This window comes from Rathayibacter sp. AY1C7 (assembly GCF_002931865.1).
Taxonomy (GTDB): Bacteria; Actinomycetota; Actinomycetes; order Actinomycetales; family Microbacteriaceae; genus Rathayibacter.
On sequence record NZ_PSWB01000010.1, the window covers coordinates 84713 to 109643 of the forward strand.

Genomic DNA, 24931 nt, shown 5'->3' on the forward strand with positions numbered 1-24931 from the left:
CCCCGGACCCGGCCTGGGAGACTGGCGGCATGATCATCCTCGCCGGCACTCCCATCGGAAACCTCGGCGACGCCTCCCGCCGGCTCGTGGAGGCGCTGGGCTCCGCCCGCCACGTCGCCGCTGAGGACACGCGCGTGACCATCCAGCTGATGCGCGCCCTGGGCGTCGAGAACCGGCCCGCCCTCTACGCGCTGCACGACCACAACGAGCGCGAGCGCGCCGCCGAGCTGGTGGAGCTGGCCCGCGAGGAGGACCTGCTCGTGCTGAGCGACGCGGGCATGCCCACGGTCTCGGACCCGGGCTACCACCTGGTCGAGGCGGCGGTGGCGGCGGGAGTCGCGGTCACCGCGCTGCCCGGTCCCTCGGCGGTGCTCATGGCGCTCGCCGTGTCCGGGCTCCCGACGGATCGCTTCAGCTTCGAGGGGTTCCTGCCCCGCCGGCACGGCGAGCGGGTCTCGACCTTCCGGGCGCTCGTCGACGAGCGCCGCACCATGGTCTTCTTCGAGTCCCCGCACCGGATCGGCGACGCGCTCGCCGACCTGGTCGAGGCGATGGGCCCGGAGCGGCGCGCCGTCGTCTGCCGCGAGCTCACCAAGATGTTCGAGGAGGTCCGTCGCGGCACGGCGGCCGAGCTGGCCGAGTGGGCGGCCGACGGCCTGCGCGGCGAGATCTGCCTGGTCGTCGAGGGAGCCCCCGCGAGGGAGGCGTCGCTCGAGGACGCGCTGGCCGACGTGCTGGCCCGCGTCGAGGCCGGATCGCGGCTCAAGGAGGCGTCGGCCGAGGTCGCCGAGATCACGGGGCTCTCCCGCCGCGCGCTCTACGAGGCGGCGCTCGCCTCCCGCCGCGGCTGAGGCTCCCTCCCCGGCGGCGACCGCGGCCGGTCGTCCACAGCGTCCGTCACACGCCGGGAGCGGTGCCGCGCGGTGAATAGGATGGTCGCCATGTCCGACGGCGCCTCCTTCTACCTCACGACCCCGATCTTCTACGTGAACGACGTCCCGCACATCGGGCACGCATACACCGAGGTCGCCGCCGACGTGCTCACCCGCTGGCACCGCCAGGCGGGCGACGACACCTGGCTGCTGACCGGCACCGACGAGCACGGACAGAAGATCCTCCGCACCGCCACCGCCAACGGCACGACCCCCCAGGAGTGGGCCGACCGCCTCGTGAGGACCGCCTGGCAGCCGCTGCTCGAGACCATCGACATCGCCAACGACGACTTCATCCGCACCACGGACGCGCGGCACGAGGTCAACGTCCAGAAGTTCCTGCAGAAGCTGTACGACGAGGACGCGATCTACACCGGCGAGTACGAGGGCTACTACTGCGTGGGCTGCGAGGAGTACAAGCAGCTGTCCGACCTCGAGGAGGGCACCGGCGACTACGCCGGCCAGTACGTCTGCAAGATCCACTCGAAGCCGGTCGAGCTGCTGAAGGAGAAGAACTACTTCTTCAAGATGAGCGAGTACACCGAGCGGCTGCTCGCGCTCTACGAGGAGCGTCCCGACTTCGTCCAGCCCGAGTCGGCGCGCAACGAGGTCGTGAGCTTCGTCCGCCAGGGCCTGGCCGACCTGTCGATCTCCCGCTCCAGCTTCGACTGGGGCGTGAAGGTCCCGTGGGACGACTCGCACGTGGTCTACGTCTGGTTCGACGCGCTGCTCAACTACATCACCGCGGTCGGCTACGGCCAGGACGAGGCGGAGTTCGAGCGCCGCTGGCCCGCGACCCACATCGTCGGCAAGGACATCCTGCGCTTCCACGCGGTGATCTGGCCCGCCATGCTCATGGCCGCGGGCCTCGAGGTCCCCCGGCAGGTGTTCGGCCACGGCTGGCTGCTGGTCGGCGGCGAGAAGATGTCGAAGTCGAAGCTCACCGGCATCGCGCCCGAGCAGATCACCGACACCTTCGGCTCCGACGCCTTCCGCTACTACTTCCTCCGGGCCATCACCTTCGGCCAGGACGGCTCGTTCTCGTGGGAGGACCTGTCTGCGCGCTACCAGTCCGAGCTCGCGAACGGCTTCGGCAACCTCGCCTCGAGGGTCGTCGCGATGCTGCACCGCTACTACGACGGCGTCGTGCCCGCGCCGGGGGAGCCGACCGAGGCGGAGGAGCGCGTGCAGCGCATCGTCGCCGAGGCCGCCGCGTCGGCCGACCGGTCGATCGACGCGCTCGCGATCCACGACGCGATCACCGCCGTGTGGAGCATCGTCGAGGAGCTCAACGGCTACATCACCGAGCAGGAGCCGTGGGCACTCGCCAAGCGCGAGGAGCGCGAGCGCCTCGGCACGGTGCTCTACACCGCGACGGAGGGGCTCCGCGCCCTGGCCGTGCTGCTCTCGCCGGTCGTGCCGCGCGCGACGGCGTCCCTCTGGGAGGCGCTCGGCGTGACGGAGTCGCTGGGCGCCCTCACCGCGCAGCCGATCCGCGAGGCGGGCCGGTGGGGAGTCCTCCCCGTCGGCACCACCGTCGGCACGCTCGCCGCGCTCTTCCCGCGCATCGAGGCTCCCGCGTCCTGACGGCCGCGCCTCGACCCGTGGACCGACCAGCCGAGCGGCCCGGAGTCGCCGGCGGAGGATCCGCAGGGGAGTGCACGATGACCGCGATCCGAACGCGAGGGGCCGGGTGCGAACGGCCCGCCGCTCCGTGGGGGCGCAGATGACGCGCGAGGTCCTCGACGCTCTCGGGCAGGCGGCCGAGCTCACCCGGCGCCACGTCGGGCACCCCGAGCGCGCCGCCGCGCTCGCCCTGCGCCTGCACCGGGTGACCGCTCCGACCGAGCTCGTCTACACCCGGTTCCCGCCGACCCTCAGCCTGGTGCTGGCCGGCCGGAAGCGCTCGGTGGTCGGCGACTCCGACGAGCGGTGGGGCGCCGGCCGCTTCCTGATCACCCCCGTCGATCTGCCGGTGGTCGCGGCCGTCGTGGAGACCGGCGACCGCGGCGACTTCCTGTCGGCCAACTGGCGTCTCGACCCGCTCGTGGTGGCCGAGATCGCGGCGCTCGCCCCCCGGACGGCCCCGCGGGCTCCCGCCCCGCGGATCGGCACGGTCACGGAGGAGATGGCCGACTCGCTGCGCCGACTCTTCCGTCTGCTCGACGCCCCCGCCGACATCCCGGTGCTCGCCCCCGCGATCACGCGCGAGCTCGTGCTGCGGCTGCTGCAGACGGACCAGGCGCCCCGGCTGCTGGCCGCGTCCAGCACCGTCCGCTCGGAGGCCGTCTCCCGCGCGGTCGAGGCGATGAGCGCGTCGCTCTCGCGCGGCTGGACCCTCGGCGCGCTCGCCGCGGAGGCGGGCACCAGCGTGCCCACACTCACCCGCCGCTTCCGCGAGCTGACCGGGATGTCGCCGCTGGGCTACCTGCGGCGGCTCCGCCTCGGGGAGGCCAGGAGGCTGCTCCTGGTCCGGGGCGACACCGCCGCGCAGGCCGCGGCCGCGGTCGGCTACGCGAGCGCGTCGCACTTCGGGCGCGACTACCGCCGCGCCTACGAGACGACCCCCGCGGCCGACGCCGCGCTCCACCCCGGGCCGCTCGTCCAGATCCACTGAGCGGCGGGCGCTGTCGCGGGGACTCCGAGCGGCGCGTGCCGCGGCGTCAGACGCGGGCGCCGACGATGCCTCCGTCGACGTCGAGCGTCGTGCCGTGGACGTACGAGGCCTCGTCCGAGACGAGCCAGCGCACGGCCAGGGCGATCTCGTCCGGACGTCCGGGCCGGCCGGCGGGGGCGGACGCGGTCATCTGCTCCAGGATCGCCGCGGCGTGCTCGTTGCCGGGCGTGAGAGTCGCGCCGGGCGCGACGGCGACCACGCGCACGCCGCTCGGGCCGTACTCGGCCGCCCACGCCCGCGTGAGGTGCTCCAGCGCCGCCTTGGTCGCGGGGTAGAGGGCGGTCCCCGGCGTTCCCACCCGTCCCATCCACGAGGTGATGTTGACGACCACTCCGCTCCCGCGCTCGGCCATGGCCGGGGCGATCGCCGCGACGAGCTGGTGCGGCACGCGGATGTTCGTGGTGAGGAGGGACTCGACATCGGCGTCGCTGAGGTCGGCGGTCGGCCCCACCGGGAACACTCCGGCGTTGTTGACGAGGACGTCGATCCGCCCGTCGAGGAGGGTCAGCGCCCGCTCGGCGACGGCGCGGGTCTCCTCCGGCGTGCCCGCGAGGTCGGCGACGAGCGCGGAGGTGGTGCCCCCGTCGGCGCGGATGCCGCGGACGACGGACCCGACCCGCTCGGGGTCGCGTCCGTGCACGAGGACGTGAGCGCCGGCCCCGGCGAGCCGGCGGGCGATGGCTGCGCCGATCCCGCTCGAGGATCCGGTGACGAGGGCGTGGCGCCCGGCGAGGGAGCCGGGTGCGGAGTGGGCGAGGAGCTCGGTGTCTGTCATGGCTCCAGCCTCCCGGCGGCGCGGGAGGCGGGCTGTCCCGATCCGATCGGGTGTTGACCCGATCCGCTCAGGGCGCCTCAGCGGCCGCCTCTCGGCCCTCGTCCACCCGGGACTCCGGCCCGCGCGAGCCCTCCCGGTAGCCTGGAGCGCATGACCGACAGCCAGCACGTCCGCTCCCGCGAGGCCTCGTCCGGCCGCGACCTGACGTACCCGCCGCTGCCCGAGGCGCTCGTCGTCCCCGTCTACGACAACCACACGCACCTCGAGATCGCCGACGGCCTCGAGCCGCTCGACCACCGCGAGCAGCTCGACCGGGCCTCCACCGTCGGGGTCCGCGGCGTCGTCCAGGTCGGCACGGACGTCGAGACGAGCCGCTGGTCGGCCGAGCAGGCGGCGAGCGAGCCGCGCATGCTGGCCGCCGTCGCGATCCACCCCAACGAGGCGCCCGAGCTGGAGCAGCGCGGCGAGCTCGACGCCGCCCTCGCCGTGATCGCCGAGCTGGCGGAGCAGCCGCGGGTGCGCGCCATCGGCGAGACCGGGCTCGACTTCTTCCGCACCGGCGAGAGCGGCCGCGCCGCGCAGTTCCGCTCCTTCGAGGAGCACATCCGCATCGCGAAGGAGCACGACCTCGCGCTGCAGATCCACGACCGCGACGCGCACCGCGAGGTCATCGAGACCCTGCGCCGCGTCGGAGCCCCCGAGCGCACCGTCTTCCACTGCTTCTCCGGGGACGCGGAGATGGCGCGGATGTGCACGGACGAGGGCTGGTACCTCTCCTTCGCCGGCACCGTGACGTTCAAGAACGCCGAGCCGCTGCGGGAGGCGCTCGTCGCGACCCCGCGGCACCTCATCCTGGTCGAGACCGACGCGCCGTACCTCACTCCGTCGCCCTTCCGCGGCCGCCCGAACGCGCCCTACCTCCTCCCGCACACCCTGCGCTCGATGGCCGCGACCCTCGAGACCGACGTCGGCCACCTGGCCGCGACGATCGCCTCGAACACGGAGGCCGTGTACGGCGAGTGGGGCGGCGAGGTCGGCTCCGAGCCGACGGAGCCGGTCGGACCCCTCGCATGAGCGGCCGCCACGCCGCCGAGCCGACGGCCGCCGCGATCCCGCGCCTGCTGGGCCCGGCCGAGATCCGCGACCTCGCCGGCCTCCTCGACGTCACGCCGACCAAGAAGCTCGGCCAGAACTTCGTGCACGACGCCAACACGGTCCGCCGCATCGTCAAGCTCGCTCGGGTGCGCCCGGGGGAGACCGTCGTCGAGATCGGCCCCGGCCTCGGATCGCTGACCCTCGGCCTGCTCGAGGCGGGCGCACAGGTCGTGGCCGTCGAGATCGACGGGCGCCTCGCCGAGCAGCTGCCGCGCACCGTCGAGCTGATGGCGCCGGGCGCCGATCTCGCGGTCGTGCACGCCGACGCGATGAAGGTGCTCGACCTGCCGGGGGAGCCGGTCCGGCTCGTCGCCAACCTCCCGTACAACATCTCGGTGCCGGTGCTCCTGCACTTCCTCGAGCACTTCGCCAGCATCCGGTCCGGAGTGGTGATGGTGCAGTCCGAGGTCGGGCACCGGCTCGCCGCCGGTCCCGGCTCCAAGGTCTACGGCGGCCCGAGCGTCAAGGCGGCGTGGTTCGGCTCCTGGACGACGGGCGGCGCGGTCTCGCGTCAGATCTTCTGGCCGGTGCCGAACGTCGACAGCGTGCTCGTCGCGTTCGACCGCGGCGAGGAGCCGGGCGACGAGACCCTGCGCCGCGCCGTCTTCGCGGTCGTCGACGCGGCGTTCGCGCAGCGGAGGAAGATGCTCCGCCAGTCGCTCGCGACCCTCTTCGGCGACAGCGCCGCGGCGATCGTCGCGCTCGAGCGGGCCGGCGTCCCGCAGACCGCGCGCGGCGAGGAGCTGGACGTCGCCGCCTTCGTCCGCCTGGGCCGCGAGCTCGATCCGGCGAGGGTCCCCGTGCGCGGCGCGGCGGTGCCCGACGGGTCGCTGGCGGAGACCGACGGGGACGACGCGGACGGCGACGGGGAGCCCGTCCCGGGTGCGGACGAGGGCGCCTCCGCCACCCTGTAGCGTGGATGCATGGCCCACCGCGCGACGTCGAACCGGGTCCACGCGCGGGCGCCCGGCAAGATCAACGTGTTCCTCAAGGTCGGCGCCGTGCGCGACGACGGGTACCACGAGCTGGCCACCGCGTTCCAGTCGCTCTCCCTCTACGAGGACGTGTTCGCGGAGGAGGCGGCCGACTTCTCGGTCTCCTTCTCGGGCTCGATCGACACCTCCCGCCTGGCCGTCGACGGCTCCAACCTCGCGATCAAGGCGGCTCGGGCGCTCGCCCGGGCGACCGGCTACCGCGGCGGCGTGCACCTCGAGATCGAGAAGAACGTCCCCATCGCCGGCGGCATGGGCGGCGGCTCGGCCGACGCTGCCGCGACCCTCCTCGCCTGCGACGCGCTCTGGGGCACGGCCTGCACGAGGGAGCAGCTGCTCGGCATCGCCGCGAGCCTCGGCGCCGACGTCCCCTTCTCCTTCACCGGCGGCACCGCGATCGGGGTCGGCCGCGGCGATGAGCTGAGCCCGGCGCTCGCCAAGGGCCGCTTCGAGTGGGTGCTGGTCCTCTCGGAGGAGGGCCTGTCGACCCCCGAGGTCTACAGCGAGCTCGACCGGCACCGCGAGCGCCACCTGCACGACTTCCGCCCGATCTCGGCGACCCCCGCCATCGATCCCAACGTGCTGCAGGCCCTCCGCGCCGGCGACGCCGCCATGCTCGCCGACGCGATGCACAACGACCTGCAGGCGCCGGCGCTGCACCTGCAGCCCGGGCTCGCCCGCATCCTCGAGCTCGGCGAGGGCCGCGGAGCGCTCGGCGGCCTCGTCTCGGGGTCCGGACCGACCGTGGCGTTCCTCGCTCCGGACGCCGATGCGGCGGCCGACCTGCAGCGCGAGCTGAGCTCCGCGCGGCTGAGCGCCGTGCGGGTCTCCGGCCCGGTCCACGGGGCGCGCCTGCTCTCGACCTAGTCGCGGAGGCGGTGCCTCCGGAGCGGGGCTCGCGAGCCTCGCGCCCGGCGCCCTCCACAGACGGTCCGCAGAGAAGTTCCGACGTCGTGGCTTAGAGTGCCGCTCATGTCCCGCCGAGCCACCCTCTTCGCGATCCTCTCCGGGATCGTGGCCGCCGTCGTCGCCCTCGCGGCCGCCGAGGTCGTCGCGGTCTTCACCGGAGCGGGCGGCAGTCCGCTGGTCGCGGTCGGCGGCTTCGTCATCGACATCGTGCCCCCGGGCGTGAAGGACACGGTCATCGCGCTCTTCGGCACCGGCGACAAGCTCGTGCTGCTGGTCTCGATCGGCCTCGCGATCGCGCTGCTGGCCGTCGGCGCGGGAGTCCTCGAGTACCGCCGCCCGCCGTTCGGCGTGCTGCTGCTGGCCGTCGTCGCGGGCGCCGGTGCGCTCGCCGCCGTCAGCCGCGAGGGCGCGTCCGGGATCGACGCGGCGCCGAGCGTCGTGGGCATGGTGGCCGGTGCCGCGGTGCTCCGCTCGGCCTCCGTCCGCCTCCGCGGCTGGCAGGAGGAGCGCGAGAGCGACTCCCCGGACCGCCGGTCGTTCCTCCGCCTGGTCGGGATCGCCGGAGTCGCCGCGGTCGCCGCCGGCATCGGCGCCCGCTTCCTCACGTCCGCCTCCGCCGCCGTTACGGCCGTGCGCGAGGCCGTGTCCCTGCCGGCTCCCGCCTCGGCCGCCGCGCCCGTCCCGGCCGGCGCCGTGCTCGACGACATCGACGGCATCAGCTCCTACGTCACTCCCAACTCCTCGTTCTACCGGATCGACACCGCGCTCTCGGTGCCGTCGGTCGAGCCCGCCGACTGGTCGCTGATGATCACCGGAATGGTGGAGGAGGAGATCGAGATCACCTGGGACGAGCTGCTCGCACTGCCGCTCGAGGAGCACCTGGTCACCCTGTCCTGCGTGTCCAACGAGGTCGGCGGCGACCTGATCGGCACCGCCCTCTGGCTGGGCTACCCGATCCGCGAGCTGCTGGCCCGGGCCCGGCCGACCGCCGGCGCCGACATGGTGCTCTCGCGGAGCATCGACGGCTTCACCGCCTCCAGCCCGCTCGACGTGCTGCAGGACGAGGACCGCGCGAGCCTGCTCGCCGTCGGGATGAACGGCGAGCCGCTCCCGGTCGAGCACGGCTTCCCCGTCCGGATGGTCGTCCCCGGCCTGTACGGCTACGTCTCGGCGACGAAGTGGGTCGTCGAGCTGAAGGTCACGACCTTCGCGGAGGACCTGGCGTACTGGTCGACGCGCGGCTGGACCGAGCGCGGTCCGATCAAGATCGAGTCGCGGATCGATGTGCCGCGCCAGGGCCAGCCCGTCGAGGCGGGGACGGTCGCCGTGGCGGGAGTCGCCTGGGCGCCGCACACCGGCATCGCGAAGGTTGAGGTGCAGATCGACGGCGGCGCCTGGCAGGAGGCGCGCCTCGCCGAGCAGGTCACCGCGGACACGTGGATCCAGTGGGTCCTCGAGTGGGACGCGACGGTCGGCGACCACGTCGTGACCGTGCGCGCCACCGACGCGGACGGCACGGTGCAGACCACGGTCGAGCGCCCGCCTGCCCCCGACGGCGCCACGGGACTGCACCGCCGCTCGGTGTCCGTCTCGGAGCCGGCACCCGCGGGCTGAGGTCCGGGGGCCGCGACCCGGCCGCACTGTGATCGACCCGCGGCGGACCGCTCAGGCGGCACCGCCTAGGCTGGATCCCTATGGCACATCTGCTGGGCGCCGAGGCGCTGCGACTCGAGTACCCCACACGCGTGATCTTCGACGACGTCTCCCTGGGGATCGAGGAGGGCGACCGCATCGGGATCGTCGGACGCAACGGCGACGGCAAGTCGACCCTCCTGCGCCTGCTCGCGCAGCGCATCGAGCCGGACAGCGGCCGCGTCACGCACCGCCGCGGCGTCACGCTCGGGATGCTCGACCAGGCCGACACGGTCGATGAGGACCTCACCGTCGCCCAGGCCGTCGTCGGCGGGCTCCAGGAGCACGAGTGGGCGGGCGACGCGCGCACCCGAGACGTGATCGCGGGCCTGCTGCGCGACGTCCCCTGGGACGGAGTGGTCGGCTCCCTCTCGGGCGGCCAGAGGCGCCGGGTCGCCCTCGCGAAGCTGCTCGTCGGCGACTGGGACGTCGTCTTCCTCGACGAGCCCACCAACCACCTCGACGTCGAGGGCATCGCCTGGCTCGCCGAGCACCTCAAGCGCCGCTGGGCGGCGTCGTCGGGCGGGCTCGCGGTCGTCACCCACGACCGGTGGTTCCTCGACGAGATCTGCACCGCCACCTGGGAGGTGCACGACCGTCTCGTCGAGCCGTTCGAGGGCGGGTACGCGGCGTACATCCTGCAGCGAGTGGAGCGCGACCGGATGGCCTCGACCATGGAGGCCAAGCGCCAGAACCTGATGAAGAAGGAGCTCGCCTGGCTCCGGCGCGGCGCCCCCGCCCGCACGGCCAAGCCCAAGTTCCGGATCGACGCCGCGAACCAGCTGATCGAGGACGAGCCCCCGGTGCGCGACTCGGTCTCGCTCTCGCAGCTCGCCGTCTCGCGCCTGGGCAAGGACGTCGTCGACCTGCTCGACGTCACCGTCCGCTACGGCGAGCGGACCGTCCTCAACCGCATCGAGTGGCGGATCGCGCCCGGCGAGCGCACCGGCATCCTCGGCGTGAACGGCGCCGGCAAGTCGACCCTCCTCGGCCTGGTCGCGGGCAGCGTGGAGCCGACGAGCGGCCGGGTGAAGCGCGGCACCACTGTGCGCGTCGCGATCCTCGACCAGCAGCTGCGCGAGCTGACCGGGGTCCAGCACCGGCCCGTCCGCGAGATCATCGCGGAGCAGCGCACCAGCTACTCCATCGGCGGCAAGGAGATGACCCCGGGCCAGCTGCTCGAGCGGCTCGGCTTCTCGAGCGCGCAGCTCTCGACGCCCGTGAAGGACCTCTCGGGCGGTCAGCGCCGGAGGCTCCAGCTCCTGCTCATCCTGCTCAGCGAGCCCAACGTGCTGATCCTCGACGAGCCGACCAACGACCTCGACACCGACATGCTCGCCGCGATCGAGGACCTGCTCGACTCCTGGCCGGGCACCCTCCTCGTCGTCTCGCACGACCGGTACCTGCTCGAGCGCGTCACCGACCAGCAGTACGCCGTGATGGACGGCGCGTTCCGCCACCTGCCCGGCGGCGTCGAGCAGTACCTCGACCTGCGCCGCGCGCTCGAGAAGGGTGCGCCCGCGGCGGCGTCGTCGGGCTCCTCCTCCGCCGCGCCGGCGTCGAGCGGACTCGCGGGGGCCGAGCGCCGCACCGCTGAGAAGGAGGTGTCGGCGATCGACCGGCGCCTGCACAAGCTCACGCAGCTGACGAAGACCGTGCACGAGAAGATGGCGACGCACGACCAGGACGACTACGACGGGATCCTGGCGCTCAACGCCTCGCTCCGAGCCTACGAGGACGAGACGGCCGAGCTCGAGCTGCGCTGGCTGGAGCTCTCGGAGCAGCTCGAGGGCTGACGCCGGTCTCCTCCGCGGCACCGGCAGCTGTCCCGTACCGCGTGGGCGGGACGCTGTCGCGGGCCCGGGCCGACCGGCTCAGCCGAAGTCGAGGGAGAGCTTCCGGAGGAGCTGCGCCAGCCGCTCCTGCTGGGCGTGGGTGAGCGCGCCGAGCAGCTCCTGCTCCGCGTCGACCAGGCGGGTGATCGCCGCGTCGACCCGGGCGAGCCCCGACGGCGTCATCTGCACCAGCACCCCGCGCCCGTCGTTCGGGTCGTCGAGGCGCTCGACCAGGTCGCGCTCGACCAGCCGGTCGATGCGGTTGGTCATGGTGCCGCTGGTGACCATGGTCGCCTGGAGGAGCTGCTTGGGGCTCATCCGGTAGGGCGCGCCCGCGCGCCGCAGGGCCGAGAGCACGTCGAACTCCCACGTCTCGAGCTCCGACCGGCCGAAGGCGCTGCCGCGCGCGCGCTCGAGCTGCTTGGCCAGCCGGCGCATCCGCGAGAAGACCTGGAGCGGCGTGAAGTCGAGATCGGGCCGCTCCCGGACCCAGGCGTCGACGATCCCGTCGACCTCGTCATTCGCACTCACTGTTTCCCACCGCCAAGTTTGCCGGAGTCCTCCAGAAGTGACCATGCAACGTCAGTCTTTTATCCATTGGTAAATGCTTCCAGAAGCAAGAAACGCGGATACCGCTTTTCGAAAGGCAACCGGCGCTCGGCCCCGTACATTTCAGTAACTTCCTTTAAGGCGAAACCGGCAGACGTTATGCTTCGCACGTAATCTGCAAGTGGGCGATGAATATGGGTTGTCGAGAGGTTGGTCGTTTGCTGGCCAATCTTGAACCTTCCTGTTATTGCGGAGGTTTTGAGGTAATCAAAGTCCGGCAAATCCTCGTAGCCCCAGTAGCGTGGCCAGAAATTCGGATGGACAACAGTCGCGACGAGGCGACCTCCTCGCTTGAGAAGGTGTCTGGCAGATATAAGAAAAGATGAGAGGTCAAGTGTGTCCATGAGAACCATATTTGCGGTGATCAGATCGTATGAAGTGCCGTCATATCTTCGGGACCAATTTTCCAATGTCGAGACGTGAGTTTCTGTTGCAGAGTTATTTGAGAAGCGTCTCGCTAATTCGATAGAAACAGGACTCGGATCGACTCCGGTGACAACTACTCCGGGGAGTGATGCGATGTCGTTGGTCAGGATGCCGGTTCCGCAACCAGCATCCAGCACGGACTGCGCGGTACCGATTCGTTGCAATATAGCTGGTTTAAGGACCGCATTAAAACTCGTATCTTTGCCGCTGATCTGTTGCGCGTGTCTGATGGCGGCAATTCGGTCCCACTCTCGTGTTAGCTCGTCTTGCTTCGTGACTCGATTGATAGTGAATTCGCTCATGGTATTAATTGCTTTTCGTCACGTGTCTAAGCACGGCCGCGAGGTCCTTAGCCAACTGAAAAGGGATGGTATCGCTTGGTCGGAACTCTCTGATTACATGCGTATCGTCCTGTGATGTTCCGATGGCGATTTTCACGTGATTAGTGTCTGGATTAACGATGGTAAAGCGAGTCGTTAGGGAGATACCTTCCATTCCATAATGACTAATTTTTGCCCCAAGAGTTTTTAATCGATTAGTGAGTGCGGTTTCGCGACCTATTACTAGGGTAAGACTCCTTGACCGCGCTTTTATTGCAAGTACTTCCTCGACACTATCATCTACCCATGAAAGATCTCGGGAAACTATCAGGCAACTGCTCGAGGCTTCAATCAGCCGCTTCATGTACTTTCGAATGCGATTCTGCTGATTCCGTTTTGAGAACTTGTGCACTCCACGTTCCCTCGCTCGTTGAAGTCCCATGACCAGATCGGCAATTACGGCACCAGTCAGCAGTAGAAGCACTAACCACGTCCAGGGCGCGCGGCTTTCTAGCAGTTCAAAATCGGCAACGAGGAAGAAAAGCCCTAGGCTAGATAGCCCAATCACTCCAGATGTTATGAACACTCGTAGCAAGATAAGTCACCCATCTATAGTTGAAGCTAGTGTCGTTGAAGGGAAATGTAGCAGTCAGATCGAATGGTTTGCGTTGCTATGAGGATGCGGCGTATGCCGACCGAAGAAGGACTGCGCCGCGAGGTGGCAGGATGGACGGCGCGCGATCGCGCGGTCCGCCATGGTGTAACGGCAGCACGGCAGCCTTTGGAGCTGTCCGGTCCAGGTTCGAATCCTGGTGGCGGAGCGGCACCAGGACGGTGCGCTCACGGAGGAGAACGCGAAGAACATGGCAGACAATACGCTCGCCGTCGTGATCCTGGCGGCAGGCCAGGGCACCCGCATGAAGTCCCGCACCCCGAAGGTCCTGCACCGCCTCGCCGGGAGGCCGCTGCTCGGGCACGTGCTCGACACGGCCGCCTCGCTCGACGCGGCGCACGTCGTCACCGTGGTGCGCCACGAGCGCGACCGGGTCGCCGAGGCCGTCCTCGAGCACACCCCCTCCGCACTGGTGGTGGACCAGGACGAGACGCCCGGCACCGGCCGCGCGGTCGAGCAGGGCCTCGCGGCGCTCCCGGAGTCCTTCGCCGGCACGGTCGTCGTGCTGAGCGCCGACGTCCCGCTGCTGGACGCGCCGACCCTCCGCCGCCTGCTCGACGAGCACCTCGCCGCGGCGAACGCGCTCACCATGCTCTCCTGCGTGCTCGAGGACCCGACCGGCTTCGGCCGTATCGTCCGCGGCGGCGACGGCGCCTTCGCCTCCATCGTGGAGCAGAAGGACGCCAGCCCCGACGAGCTCGACCTCACCGAGATCAACGCCGGCGTCTACGCCTTCGACGCCGCCGCGCTCCGCTCGGTCATCGGCGCGATCGGCACCGAGAACGCTCAGCGGGAGAAGTACCTCACCGACGCCGCCGCCGCGCTCAAGGCCGCCGGCCGCGCGATCGAGGCCGTCCCTGTGCAGGACCGCTGGCTCGTGGCCGGGATCAACGACCGCGCCCAGCTCGCCGCCGCGGCGCTCGAGCTCAACGCGCGCATCGTGCGCCGCTGGCAGCTCGAGGGCGTCACGATCCAGGACCCGGCGACGACCTGGATCGACGTGGACGCGGTCCTCGCCCCGGACGTCGAGATCCTCCCGGGCACGCAGATCAAGGGGCCGACCGTCATCGCCACCGGTGCGGTCATCGGCCCGGACACCACGCTCGACTCCTGCGAGGTCGGCGAGGACGCGGTCGTGAAGCGCTCCGACGCCACGCTCGCCGTGATCGGCGCGAAGGCCCAGGTCGGCCCGTTCTCGTTCCTCCGCCCCGGCACCGTGCTCGGCGCCCGCGGCAAGATCGGCACCTACGTCGAGACCAAGAACGCCGTCATCGGCGAGGGATCGAAGGTCCCGCACCTCTCCTACGTCGGTGACGCGGTCATCGGCGAGGAGTCGAACATCGGCGCCGGCTCGATCTTCGCCAACTACGACGGGGTGAGCAAGGCGTCCTCCGTGGTGGGCTCGCACGTGCGTGCGGGGTCGCACAACGTCTTCGTCGCCCCCGTTAGAATCGGTGACGGAGCGTACACGGGCGCCGGCACGGTCATCCGCAAGGACATCCCCGCCGGAGCCCTCGGGATCACCGTCGCTCCGCAGCGCAACATGGCCGGGTGGGTGCAGACCCACCGTCCGGGCACCGCAGCGGCCGACGCCGCCGAGGCGGCCCTGGCGTCGGATCCCACCGGATCCGACCAGGCGCCCACCGGAGGAAGCGGAGCACAGTGACCGGCATCACCGCCAGCAACAAGAAGAGCCTGGTCCTCGTCTCGGGGAGGGCGCATCCGGCACTGGCGGAGGCGGTCGCCGACGAGCTCGGGACCGAGCTCGTCACGACCGAGGGGCGCACCTTCGCCAACGGCGAGCTCTACGTCCGCTACGGCGAGTCGGTCCGCGGAGGCGACGTGTTCGTCCTCCAGTCGCACACGTCCCCGATCAACGAGTGGCTGATGGAGCAGCTGATCATGGTCGACGCGCTCAAGCGCGCCTCCGCCAAGCGGATCACCGTGGTCGCCCCCTTCTACCCCTACGCGCGCCAGGACAAGAAGGGCCGCGGCCGCGAGCCGATCTCGGCCCGCCTCGTCGCGGACCTCTTCAAGGCGGCGGGAGCCGACCGGATCATGTCGGTCGACCTGCACGCGGCGCAGATCCAGGGCTTCTTCGACGGCCCCGTCGACCACCTCTTCGCAATGCCGGTGCTGCTCGAGCACTTCCGCGAGAAGCTCGACCCCTCGACCCTCACCATCGTCTCGCCCGACATGGGCCGCGTCCGCGTCGCCGACATCTGGAGCGACAAGCTCGGCGTCCCGCTGGCGATCATCCACAAGCGCCGCGACCCGAAGGTCGCCAACCAGGTCTCCGTCCACGAGATCGTCGGCGAGGTGAAGGGCCGCGTCTGCCTCCTCGTCGACGACCTCATCGACACCGGGCGCACCATCGCGAAGGCGGCCGAGGCGCTGAAGAAGGCGGGCGCGATCGGCGTGGTCGTCGCGGCGACCCACGCCGTCTTCTCGGACCCGGCGGTCGAGCTCCTGAGCTCCGAATTCATCGACTCGGTCGTCGTCACCGACACCCTGCCGCTGCCGCCGGAGAAGACCTGGGACCGCCTGACGATCCTGCCCATCGCTCCGCTGCTGGCCCGCGCCATCCACGAGGTCTTCGACGACGGCTCCGTGACGTCGATGTTCGACGGCGACGCGTAGGACCCCGCGCCCCGGGTGTGCCCTGCACAGCGCACCCGGGTCCCGCCCCGGCTCCACCGCCTAGGGTGAGGCCGTGCCCCAGCGTTCGGATGCGACCCTCGCCCTGGCGGCGGTCTTCCTGGTCTGGTCGCCGGCCGCCGCCGCAGCGGGCTGGTGGCTGCTCCTCGGGCTCGCCGTCGCTGCGGCCGCCGCGGCCCTGGGCGCCGTCGCCGATGCCGGGCGCACCGTCCACGACGGCCCCTCCTCCGAGTGGCTCGGGATCGTCGGGCGCGCCTTCGCCTCGGCCGCGCTGGCCCTGACCGCGGCCCAGTCGGTCCTCGGGGGAGCGGCCCGGCCCCTGGCCGTCCTGCTGCTCGTGGCCGTCGCGCTCTTCGGCCTGCGCGGCGGGCGCCTCCCCGCTCGCCCGGTCCTGCTCCTCGTCGGTGCGGTCGTCGTCCTGCTGGCCGCCGCCGCCGTGATTGTGCTGGTGTCCCCTCCGGACCCCGCGCCGCTCGACCCGCTGCGCGACGGAGGGCCGCTGGGAGCCGGCACCGCCGCGGCGCTGCTCCTGATCCTCCTGCCGACCTTCCGCTCCGGCGCGGTGACGGCTCTCCGCCCCGCCCTGCTGCGCATCGGGATCGCCACGGCGGCCGCCGCCGCGCTCGGTGCCGGTCTGCTCCTGGCGGCCGGTCCCGAGGTCCTCGCGTCCTCGGAGACCCCCCTGAGCGCTGTCACCCGGGGCACGCCTGCGTCCGGGCTCGTCGGGGCCGCCGCGGTGATCGCGGTCCTGCTCGCGCTCCTCGACCTCGGGAGGAGGGACGCGCGCGCCCTCGTCCGTCTCGCCGGCGCGGGGGAGATCCCGGCGGTGCTCGCCACCAGGAACCGCAGGACCGGCGTGCCGGCGGCGGCCCAGCTCGTCCTCTGCCTGGTCGCCGTGCTCGCGGTCGTGATCCTCGACGCCGACGCGCTGCTCGCCTTCGCCGTGGCCGCCCTGCTGGTGGCGACCATCGTGCGGCGCCTCGACCACGGAGCGGCCGGGGCGAGCGGGCCCGCCCTCGCGTCGGCCGCGGTCTCGCTGCTGCTCCTGCTCGCCCTCCCGGCGGCCACGGCGGCCGCCGCAGCGGTGCTCCTGGCGGCGCTCCTGATCGCGCGGGCGTTCCGGACCTGAGGGGTCAGCCGGCCCGGGCGTCGAGCGCCCGCTCGGGGAGCCGGACGCCACCGCCCGGCTCCGCTGACGACGGGGGAGCTCCCTCCGCGACGAGGAAGGCGCCCCCGCCCGAGGATCCGTGGGTCCTGCGGGCGGGGGCGCCTTCCTCGTGCGACGCAGGTCAGTGCGTGGAGGGGTCCTGCTCGACCTCGGTGCGGTCACCCGACCACAGCGTGTGGAAGGTGCCCTCCTTGTCGACGCGCTTGTAGGTGTGCGCTCCGAAGAAGTCGCGCTGGCCCTGCACGAGAGCGGCCGGGAGGCGCTTGGAGGCGAGCGAGTCGTAGTACGACAGCGCGGCGCCGAAGCCGGGGATCGGCACGCCCGAGAGCGCGGCGGTCGAGACGATGCGGCGCCAGGCGGCCTCGCCGTTGGCGACGGCCTCGGCGAAGTACGGGTCCTCGAGGAGGGTCGTGATGCCGGCGTTCTCGTCGTAGGCGTCGACGATGCGGTTGAGGAACTGGGCGCGGATGATGCAGCCCGCCCGCCAGATCTTGGCGACCGCTCCCTTGTCGATCTCCCAGCCGTACTTCTCGGCTCCGGCGATGATCGCGTCGAAGCCCTGCGAGTAGGCGACGACCTTGGAGGCGTAGAGCGCGGCGCGCACGTCGTCCTCGAAGCCCTCGTACTTCTCGACCGGGGTCGGGCGCGAGGTGACGCGGGCCTGCACGGCCTCGCGCTGCTCGGGGTGGGAGGACACGGCGCGGGCGAAGACGGCCTCGGCGATGCCGCCGACGGGGACGCCGAGGTCGAGCGCGTTCTGCACGGTCCAGACGCCGGTGCCCTTCGAGCCGGCCTGGTCGAGGACGACGTCGATGAAGGGGTTGCCGGTGTCGGCGTCGACCTGGCGGAGCACCTCGGCGGTGATCTCGATGAGGTACGACTCGAGGTCGCCCTTGTTCCAGGCGTCGAAGACCTCGGCGATGGCGGCGGGCTCGTGTCCGCCGACGGTGCGGAGCAGGTCGTACGCCTCGGCGATGAGCTGCATGTCGGCGTACTCGATGCCGTTGTGGATCATCTTGACGAAGTGGCCGGCGCCGTCGGTGCCGATGTGGGTGACGCAGGGCTCGCCCTCGGCGACCGCGGCGATCGACGAGAGGATCGGGCCGAGGGTCCTGTAGGACTCGACCGAGCCGCCGGGCATGATCGACGGGCCCTTGAGCGCGCCCTCCTCGCCGCCGGAGATGCCGGTGCCGACGAAGTGGATGCCGGTCTCGCGGACGGCCTTCTCGCGGCGGATGGTGTCGGTGAAGAGCGCGTTGCCGCCGTCGACGATGATGTCGCCGGGCTCGAAGACCTTCGTCAGCTGCTCGATCACGGCGTCGGTGCCGCGGCCGGCCTGGACCATGATGATCGCGGTGCGCGGGGTGGCGAGCGAGGCGGCGAAGTCCTCGATGGTCTCGGACGCGACGAAGCCCGCCTCCGGGTGCTCCGTGATGAGGGTCTCGGTGCGGCCGTAGGAGCGGTTGAACACCGCGACCGTGTTGCCCTCGCGGCTGGCGAGGTTGCGGGCGAGGTTCGAGCCCATCACCGCCAGACCGACGACTCCGATGTTGGCTGTGGCGGTGGGCTTGTCAGACACGGTTCTCCTCGACGTTCGCGTTCAGGGGCGAGCCCAGGCTAGCCCCGGGTCGCTCCGGGGAGCCCGGGTCCGAGCCGTCTCCCGGCTGCACATCGGTCGTGCGGCGCGCGCACGGTCTTGCGCGCGCCGCGACGACCGCGACCGGAGCCGGTCAGGCGCCGTGGCCGAGGGGGACGCGCTCCGACGGGATCGGCGGCGGCGGGGGAGTGCCGTCGCCGAACGGGCGGCCGCCGAGCTCCTCGCGGCGCGAGGGGACGAGCCAGCCGGAGAGGTCCGGGCCCTTGGGGACGACGCCGGTCGGATTGATGTCCCGCTGCACCTCGTAGTAGTGCGACTTGATGTGGGTGAAGTCGATCGTGTCGCCGAACCCCGGAGTGGCGAAGAGGTCGCGGGCGTAGCCCCAGAGCGCGGGCATCGCCGACAGCAGGTTCCGGTTGGCCTTGAAGTGGCTGTAGTAGACGGCGTCGAAGCGGGCGAGCGTCGTGAAGAGCCGCACGTCCGCCTCGGTGATGGTGTCGCCGACCAGGTAGCGGCGGGTGCTCAGCCGCTCCTCCAGCCAGTCCAGCCGCGCCCAGAGGCGGTCGTAGGCCCGCTCGTAGGAGCGCTGCGACCCGGCGAAGCCGCACTTGTAGACGCCGTTGTTCACGTCGTGGAAGACCAGCTCGGCGATCTCGTCGATCTCCTCGCGGTGCTCCTCGGGGTAGAGGTCGGGGGCGCCGTCGCGGTGGAACGCGGTCCACTCGGTGGAGAAGTCGAGCGTCATCACCGGGTAGTCGTTGGTGACGACCTGGCCGCTCGGGATGTCCACGAGGGCCGGGACGGTGATCCCGCGCGGGTAGTCGGGGAAGCGGGCGAAGAACGCGTCCTGGAGGCGGGGGATGCCCAGCACCGGGTCGACCCCGCCCGGATCGAGGTCGAAGGTCCAGCTGCGCTTGTCGTGCGTGGGCCCGCAGATGCCCATCGAGAGGGCGTCCTCGAGACCGAGCAGGCGCCGCACGATCACGGCGCGGTTCGCCCACGGGCAGGCGCGGGAGACCACGAGGCGGTAGCGCCCGGCCTCCACCGGGTACCCGTCGCGGCCGTCGGCGGTGATCCGCGTCGGGATGTAGTTCGTGTCGCGGTGGAAGCCGTTCTTCTCGACGTAGGAGCCGAAGTCGTCGCTCGTCATACCCGCACGGTAGGCGGTCCGCCTGGACGTCCGGCTCCGAGTCCGGCGGCGACCGCCTGCTGGCGGGCGGCCGCGATGCCGGGTAGGATCGGCAGCTGAACTTCGGCGAGGGATGCACGTGCATCCGTGATCGACGCGGTGGAAGCAGGCGAGGCCCCTACGGGGCGCCACGGACTTCTCCTCACGCTGACATGCGTTCGAGTCGACAAACCGTCCGTGGCCGCAGGCCACGACCCGATCCGGTGGCGTGCGCGCCGCCCAAGGAGAACATCATGGCTGAACTGACCAACAAGGTCGTCGTCGAGGTCCGCACCTCGTTCGGCAAGGGCGCCGCCCGCAAGATCCGCGCGCAGGACAAGATCCCCGCGGTCCTCTACGGCCACGGCACCGAGCCCCAGCACCTCACCCTCCCGGGCCACCAGGTGCTCCTGCTCACCCGCAAGGCGAACGCGATCCTCGAGCTCGACATCGAGGGCGCCGCGCAGACCACGCTGGTGAAGGACATCCAGCGCGACCCGGTGCGCCAGATCATCGAGCACATCGACCTCGTCGTCATCAACAAGGGCGAGAAGGTCGAGGTGGACATCCCCGTGCACGTCGAAGGCGACGCCGCTCCCGGCACCCTCGTCTCGATCGAGTCGAACACCCTCTCGCTCGAGGTCGACGCCACGCGCATCCCGCAGAACATCGTCGTCTCCGTCGAGGGCCTCGAGGCCGGCACGCAGATCACCGCTGCCGACGTCACGCTCCCCGAGGGCGCCACGCTGGTCACCGACGCCGAGATCCTCATCGTCAACGTCACCGCCGAGGTCGAGCAGGACCTGGGCGAGGACGACGAGACCCCGGCCTCGGGCGACGTCGTCGCCGAGACCGCGGAGTAGTCCGCACCACCCCGGGAACGGGCCCGCTCGCAGCCGCGGCGGGCCCGTTCCGCGTCCGGCGGGGGAGTCCCTCCGCCGCCCCCGAGGAAGAGGAACGACATGGGTGACACCTGGCTGGTCGTCGGACTGGGCAACCCGGGCGCGCAGTACGCGCGCAACCGGCACAACGTCGGCCAGATGGTGCTCGACGAGCTCGCGACGCGGATCGGCGGCTCGTTCCGCCGGCACAACCGCGCCAACGCCGTGGTCGCCGAGGGCTTCCTCCGCCCGGGCGGACCGAAGCTCGTGCTGGGCAAGCCCAACAGCTTCATGAACCTCTCCGGCGGGCCGACGGCGCAGCTGCTCGACTTCTACTCGGTCGACCCGGCGCACCTGATCGTCGTGCACGACGAGCTCGACATCCCCTTCGACACCCTGCGCCTCAAGCAGGGCGGCGGTCACGGGGGGCACAACGGCATCCGCGACATCCTCGCGGCGACCGGAGGAGCCGAGTTCCTGCGCGTGCGGGTCGGCATCGGCCGCCCGCCGGGCCGCCAGCAGGCCGCCGACTTCGTGCTGAAGGACTTCGCCGGCCCGGAGCGCGAGGCGCTCCCGATCCTGGTCTCGGACGCCGCCGACGCCGTCGAGCTCATCGCCGACTCCGGCCTCTCCGCCGCCCAGCTGAAGTTCCACACCAGCGCCTGACCCACCCTCCACCGAGGGAGCCCCGAACCGGCGAGGGAGACCGCAGCCCCGGGCTCCCTCGACGGTTCGGGGTTCCCTCGACGGTCGGCCCGCGGGGCGGCCGTAAACTGGATCCGTGCCCCTCAACGAGATCATCTCGGCGCTGTCGCGCGCCTCCACGTTCGACGATGCTCTCGCGTACGCGGTGCGGGACGCCGACTTCTCGGTGGCCGACGGCCTCCGGGTCCCCCTGCTCGCGGGCCTGATCGAGAGGCGCGCGGAGGCGGGACGCCCGCAGGCGGCGCTGGTGGTCACGGCCACGGGCCGCGACTCCGAGAACGTGCGCGCCTCCCTCGGCTGCATGCTGCCGGATGCGGACGTCGTCGAGTTCCCCGCGTGGGAGACGCTGCCGCACGAGCGCCTCAGCCCGAGCGCCGAGATCGTGGGGCGGCGCCTGGACGCGCTGCGGCGGATGAAGCAGTGGTCCGGCGAGCGGCCCCTCGTGGTGGTCGCCTCCGTGCGCGCGGCGCTGCAGCCGGTCGCCGACAACCTCGCCGACATCGAGCCGATCCGACTCGTGAAGGGCGCCCGCGGCTACGACCTCGGCCGCATCTCGGCCGAGCTGGTCGACCTGGCCTACGCCCGGGTCGACATGGTCACGCGCCGCGGCGAGTTCGCCGTGCGCGGCGGCATCCTCGACGTCTTCCCCGCGGTGGCCGAGCACCCGAGCCGAGTGGACTTCTTCGGCGACGAGGTCGACTCCATCCGCGGCTTCTCCGTGGCGGATCAGCGCTCGCTCCCGGGCGAGGCCGACTCGGTGGTCCTCCCGCCGAGCCGCGAGCTGCTGCTGGTGCCGGCGGTGCGGCAGCGGGCCCGCGAGATGCTGCACGAGTTCCCGAGCCTGTCGGCGATGCTCGCCAAGATCGCCGAGGGCATCCCGGTCGAGGGGATGGAGTCGCTCGCCCCCGCGCTGCTGGAGCGGCTGGTCCCGATCTCGCACTACCTGCCCGAGGGGGCGGCCGTCGCTGTCCTCGCCCCCGAGCGCGTGGCGACGCGGGCGATCAGCCTCGCCGAGACGAACCGCGAGTTCCTGCAGGCGGCCTGGAGCGCGGCGACCGCCGGCGCCGAGGCCCCCATCGACCTCGCCTCGGGCGAGTTCATCTCGCTCGGCGCGCTCCGCGACTCCGTGAAGCTCAGCGCCCCGGGCGCCGACGCTCCCGACCACCCGTGGTGGACGATGAGCACGTTCCGCCAGGGCCCCGCCGCGGGCGAGGCCGAGGTGCTGCCGGAGGAGCTCGGGATCGACGAGATCCTCGCCGTCCGCGTCGAGGGCGAGCCGGTCCCCGGATTCGGAGCGAGCGTCGAGGGCGCCCTCGCCCACGTCCGCGCGCGCCTGGCCGACGGCTGGACCGTGGTCCTGACCGCGCCCGGCACCGGCACGGTCGAGCGCACCGACCAGGTCCTCGCCGAGCACGAGGTCGCCGCCCGCATCGTCGCCGACCTCCCCGCAGGGCTCGAGCCGGGTCTGGCCTACGTGGTCCAGGCCTCCGTCGATCACGGCTTCGAGGTGGAGGAGGCGAAGCTCGCCCTGCTCACCGACACGGAGTTCTACGGCCGCACCGTCGGCTACGACTCCCGCGCGGTGAAGAAGCTCGCGTCGCGTCGCAAGAACGTCGTCGACCCGCTGCAGCTCACGCCCGGCGACTTCGTGGTGCACGCCACGCACGGCATCGGCCGGTTCGTGGAGCTCTCGCAGCGCGAGGTCTCCAGCGGGGGCCGCAACGCGATCAAGACCCGCCGCGAGTACCTGGTGCTCGAGTACGCCCCCAGCAAGCGCGGCTTCCCCGGCGACAAGCTGCTCGTCCCCACGGACCAGCTCGACCTGCTCTCCCGCTACGTCGGCGGCGAGGCTCCGGCGCTGAGCAAGATGGGCGGGAGCGACTGGGCGCAGGCCAAGAGCAAGGCCCGCCGCGCGGTCCGCGACATCGCGGTCGAGCTCGTGAAGCTCTACTCCGCCCGGATGGCCTCCCGCGGGCACGCGTTCCCGCCGGACACCCCCTGGCAGCGCGAGCTGGAGGAGGCGTTCCCGTTCGCCGAGACCCCCGACCAGCTCACCGTCATCGACGAGGTCAAGGCCGACATGGAGCGGCCGATCCCGATGGACCGCCTGCTCTCGGGCGACGTCGGCTTCGGCAAGACCGAGGTCGCCGTGCGCGCCGCGTTCAAGGCGATCCAGGACGGCAAGCAGGTCGCGATGCTCGTGCCGACCACGCTGCTCGTCCGCCAGCACCTCGAGACGTTCCAGGAGCGCTTCGCCGGCTTCCCCGTCCACCTGCGGGCGCTCAGCCGGTTCCAGAGTGCGAAGGAGTCGAAGGAGACGATCGAGGGCCTGGCCGACGGCACCGTCGACATGGTCATCGCGACCCACCGGCTCCTCAGCGACAACATCGTCTTCAAGGACCTCGGCCTGCTCGTGATCGACGAGGAGCAGCGCTTCGGCGTCGAGCACAAGGACAAGCTCAAGGCGCTGAAGAAGAACGTCGACATCCTCTCGATGAGCGCCACGCCCATCCCGCGGACGCTCGAGATGGCGGTGACCGGCATCCGCGAGATGTCGACCCTCGCGACCCCGCCGGAGGAGCGCCACCCGATCCTCACCTTCGTCGGCCCCTACTCCGAGAAGCAGGTGTCGGCCGCGATCCGCCGGGAGCTCCTGCGCGAGGGCCAGGTGTTCTTCGTGCACAACCGCGTCTCGACGATCAACCGCGTCGCCTCGCAGCTCGCCGAGCTGGTGCCCGAGGCGCGGATCGCGGTCGCGCACGGCAAGCTCAGCGAGTCGCAGCTCGAGCGGATCATCGTCGACTTCTGGGAGCGCAAGTTCGACGTCCTGGTGTCGACGACGATCGTCGAGACCGGCCTCGACATCCCGAACGCCAACACGCTGATCGTCGACCGCGCCGACAAGTACGGTCTCTCGCAGCTGCACCAGCTGCGCGGGCGGGTCGGCCGCGGCCGCGAGCGCGCCTACGCCTACCTCCTCTACGACGAGACGAAGCCGCTGAGCGAGACCGCGCACGACCGGCTGCAGACCCTGGCCGCCAACTCGGACCTCGGCGGCGGCATGCAGATCGCGCTGAAGGACCTCGAGATCCGCGGTGCGGGCAACCTCCTCGGCGGCGAGCAGTCCGGGCACATCCAGGGCGTGGGATTCGACCTCTACCTGCGGATGATCGGCGAGGCCGTCGACACCTTCCGCGGCGAGGTCGCCGAGGGGCAGACGGAGCTGCGGCTCGAGCTGCCCGTCGACGCGCGCATCCCGGAGGAGTACGTCGACAGCGAGCGGCTGCGCCTGGAGGCGTACCAGAAGCTGTCGGCCGCGTCGTCGCCGACGGCGAAGGAGGGGAGCATCGACCTCGTGGTCGAGGAGCTGACCGACCGCTACGGCGAGCTGCCCGAGGCGGTCGAGAACCTCATCCTGGTGTCGCGGCTGCGGATGCGCGCACAGAAGGCGGGCCTGAGCGACGTGGTCGCGATGGGCTCGAACGTCCGCGTGGCTCCCGCTCATCTGCCCGACTCGATCCAGGTGCGCCTGCGCCGGATGTACCCGACCGCGAAGTACCTGCAGCAGGCCGACGCGGTCGTCGTGCCGATGCCCGTGCTCGACGGCGTCCCGCTCGGCGACCGGGCGCTCATCCAGTGGGTGGCGTCGCTCCTGGACGCGCTGTTCCCGGAGCCTGTCACCGTCTGAGGTCCTCGGGGCGGCGCTCCCCGGTGGCGCGCCGCCCTGCTCCGGAGGCCGTAACCGCTGCGGGAGGGCCC

19 protein-coding genes and 1 tRNA gene are annotated in these 24931 nt (G+C 71.5%); 15 read left to right on the top strand and 5 right to left on the bottom strand.

The window, feature by feature from the left end:
• The first annotated feature begins 29 nt into the window (after positions 1-29).
• The 3 genes from rsmI to C5C69_RS07470 all read left to right on the top strand — a co-directional run bounded on the left by rsmI (position 30) and on the right by C5C69_RS07470 (position 3549).
• Entirely contained in the window at positions 30-851 is an 822-nt protein-coding gene (gene rsmI, locus C5C69_RS07460) for a 16S rRNA (cytidine(1402)-2'-O)-methyltransferase (RefSeq protein ID WP_104257657.1), read from the top strand.
• A gap of 90 nt (positions 852-941) precedes the next feature.
• Positions 942-2519: a methionine--tRNA ligase gene (metG, locus tag C5C69_RS07465; RefSeq protein ID WP_104226924.1), complete on the top strand. Its 1578-nt coding sequence runs from the start codon at positions 942-944 to the stop codon at positions 2517-2519.
• A 139-nt stretch (positions 2520-2658) separates the two neighbouring features.
• Positions 2659-3549, top strand: coding sequence for an AraC family transcriptional regulator (locus C5C69_RS07470; protein ID WP_104222370.1), 891 nt, complete (start codon positions 2659-2661; stop codon positions 3547-3549).
• A 46-nt stretch (positions 3550-3595) separates the two neighbouring features.
• Here C5C69_RS07470 and C5C69_RS07475 read toward each other — a convergent pair whose 3' ends face one another.
• The gene (locus C5C69_RS07475) at positions 3596-4384 is read right to left on the bottom strand and encodes an SDR family NAD(P)-dependent oxidoreductase (protein ID WP_104257658.1); all 789 of its coding nucleotides are present in this window, start codon (positions 4382-4384) and stop codon (positions 3596-3598) included.
• Positions 4385-4534: 150 nt separating this feature from the next.
• Here C5C69_RS07475 and C5C69_RS07480 point away from each other — a divergent pair, with 150 nt between their 5' ends.
• From C5C69_RS07480 to C5C69_RS07500, 5 genes are all read left to right on the top strand, one after another.
• On the top strand, positions 4535-5458 hold the full coding sequence (locus C5C69_RS07480; protein WP_104222332.1) for a TatD family hydrolase: 924 nt from the start codon (positions 4535-4537) through the stop codon (positions 5456-5458).
• Positions 5455-6453: a 16S rRNA (adenine(1518)-N(6)/adenine(1519)-N(6))-dimethyltransferase RsmA gene (gene rsmA, locus C5C69_RS07485; protein WP_181068370.1), complete on the top strand. Its 999-nt coding sequence runs from the start codon at positions 5455-5457 to the stop codon at positions 6451-6453. The genes C5C69_RS07480 and rsmA overlap by 4 nt, the downstream gene beginning before the upstream one ends.
• Positions 6454-6462: 9 nt before the next feature.
• On the top strand, positions 6463-7398 hold the full coding sequence (locus C5C69_RS07490) for a 4-(cytidine 5'-diphospho)-2-C-methyl-D-erythritol kinase (protein WP_104222334.1): 936 nt from the start codon (positions 6463-6465) through the stop codon (positions 7396-7398).
• 105 nt (positions 7399-7503) lie between these two features.
• Positions 7504-9054 (top strand): molybdopterin-dependent oxidoreductase, encoded by a 1551-nt coding sequence (locus C5C69_RS07495; RefSeq protein ID WP_104233690.1) that lies wholly within the window; start codon positions 7504-7506, stop codon positions 9052-9054.
• Between the two features lie 80 nt (positions 9055-9134).
• Positions 9135-10928 (top strand): ABC-F family ATP-binding cassette domain-containing protein, encoded by a 1794-nt coding sequence (locus C5C69_RS07500; protein ID WP_104233689.1) that lies wholly within the window; start codon positions 9135-9137, stop codon positions 10926-10928.
• Positions 10929-11006: 78 nt separating this feature from the next.
• Here C5C69_RS07500 and C5C69_RS07505 read toward each other — a convergent pair whose 3' ends face one another.
• Both C5C69_RS07505 and C5C69_RS07510 read right to left on the bottom strand, forming a co-directional pair.
• Positions 11007-11498 (bottom strand): MarR family winged helix-turn-helix transcriptional regulator, encoded by a 492-nt coding sequence (locus tag C5C69_RS07505; protein WP_104222340.1) that lies wholly within the window; start codon positions 11496-11498, stop codon positions 11007-11009.
• Positions 11499-11557: 59 nt separating this feature from the next.
• Positions 11558-12304 carry a bifunctional 2-polyprenyl-6-hydroxyphenol methylase/3-demethylubiquinol 3-O-methyltransferase UbiG gene (locus C5C69_RS07510; RefSeq protein WP_104233687.1) on the bottom strand — a complete coding sequence of 249 codons (747 nt, stop codon included), beginning with the start codon at positions 12302-12304 and terminating at the stop codon, positions 11558-11560.
• Positions 12305-13071: 767 nt separating this feature from the next.
• On the opposite strand from C5C69_RS07510, the gene C5C69_RS07515 reads away from it, so the two are divergent.
• The 4 genes from C5C69_RS07515 (at position 13072) to C5C69_RS07530 (ending at position 16782) form a co-directional block, all read left to right on the top strand.
• Positions 13072-13143, top strand: a tRNA-Gln gene (locus tag C5C69_RS07515).
• A gap of 42 nt (positions 13144-13185) precedes the next feature.
• Positions 13186-14661 carry a bifunctional UDP-N-acetylglucosamine diphosphorylase/glucosamine-1-phosphate N-acetyltransferase GlmU gene (glmU, locus tag C5C69_RS07520; RefSeq protein ID WP_104233748.1) on the top strand — a complete coding sequence of 492 codons (1476 nt, stop codon included), beginning with the start codon at positions 13186-13188 and terminating at the stop codon, positions 14659-14661.
• Positions 14658-15635, top strand: a complete 978-nt coding sequence (locus C5C69_RS07525; protein WP_104233686.1) for a ribose-phosphate diphosphokinase — start codon at positions 14658-14660, stop codon at positions 15633-15635. The genes glmU and C5C69_RS07525 overlap by 4 nt, the downstream gene beginning before the upstream one ends.
• Positions 15636-15708: 73 nt before the next feature.
• On the top strand, positions 15709-16782 hold the full coding sequence (locus C5C69_RS07530; protein WP_104233685.1) for a hypothetical protein: 1074 nt from the start codon (positions 15709-15711) through the stop codon (positions 16780-16782).
• 160 nt (positions 16783-16942) lie between these two features.
• Here C5C69_RS07530 and gndA read toward each other — a convergent pair whose 3' ends face one another.
• Complete coding sequence (gndA, locus tag C5C69_RS07535) at positions 16943-18400, bottom strand: NADP-dependent phosphogluconate dehydrogenase (protein WP_104233684.1); 1458 nt, start codon at positions 18398-18400, stop codon at positions 16943-16945.
• A gap of 151 nt (positions 18401-18551) precedes the next feature.
• On the bottom strand, positions 18552-19568 hold the full coding sequence (locus C5C69_RS07540; protein WP_104233683.1) for a glutathione S-transferase family protein: 1017 nt from the start codon (positions 19566-19568) through the stop codon (positions 18552-18554).
• Positions 19569-19840: 272 nt separating this feature from the next.
• On the opposite strand from C5C69_RS07540, the gene C5C69_RS07545 reads away from it, so the two are divergent.
• From C5C69_RS07545 to mfd, 3 genes are all read left to right on the top strand, one after another.
• Complete coding sequence (locus tag C5C69_RS07545; RefSeq protein WP_104233682.1) at positions 19841-20449, top strand: 50S ribosomal protein L25/general stress protein Ctc; 609 nt, start codon at positions 19841-19843, stop codon at positions 20447-20449.
• 99 nt (positions 20450-20548) lie between these two features.
• The gene (gene pth, locus C5C69_RS07550; RefSeq protein WP_104233681.1) at positions 20549-21133 is read left to right on the top strand and encodes an aminoacyl-tRNA hydrolase; all 585 of its coding nucleotides are present in this window, start codon (positions 20549-20551) and stop codon (positions 21131-21133) included.
• A 115-nt stretch (positions 21134-21248) separates the two neighbouring features.
• Positions 21249-24860 (top strand): transcription-repair coupling factor, encoded by a 3612-nt coding sequence (mfd, locus tag C5C69_RS07555; protein WP_104233680.1) that lies wholly within the window; start codon positions 21249-21251, stop codon positions 24858-24860.
• The last annotated feature ends 71 nt before the right edge of the window (positions 24861-24931 follow it).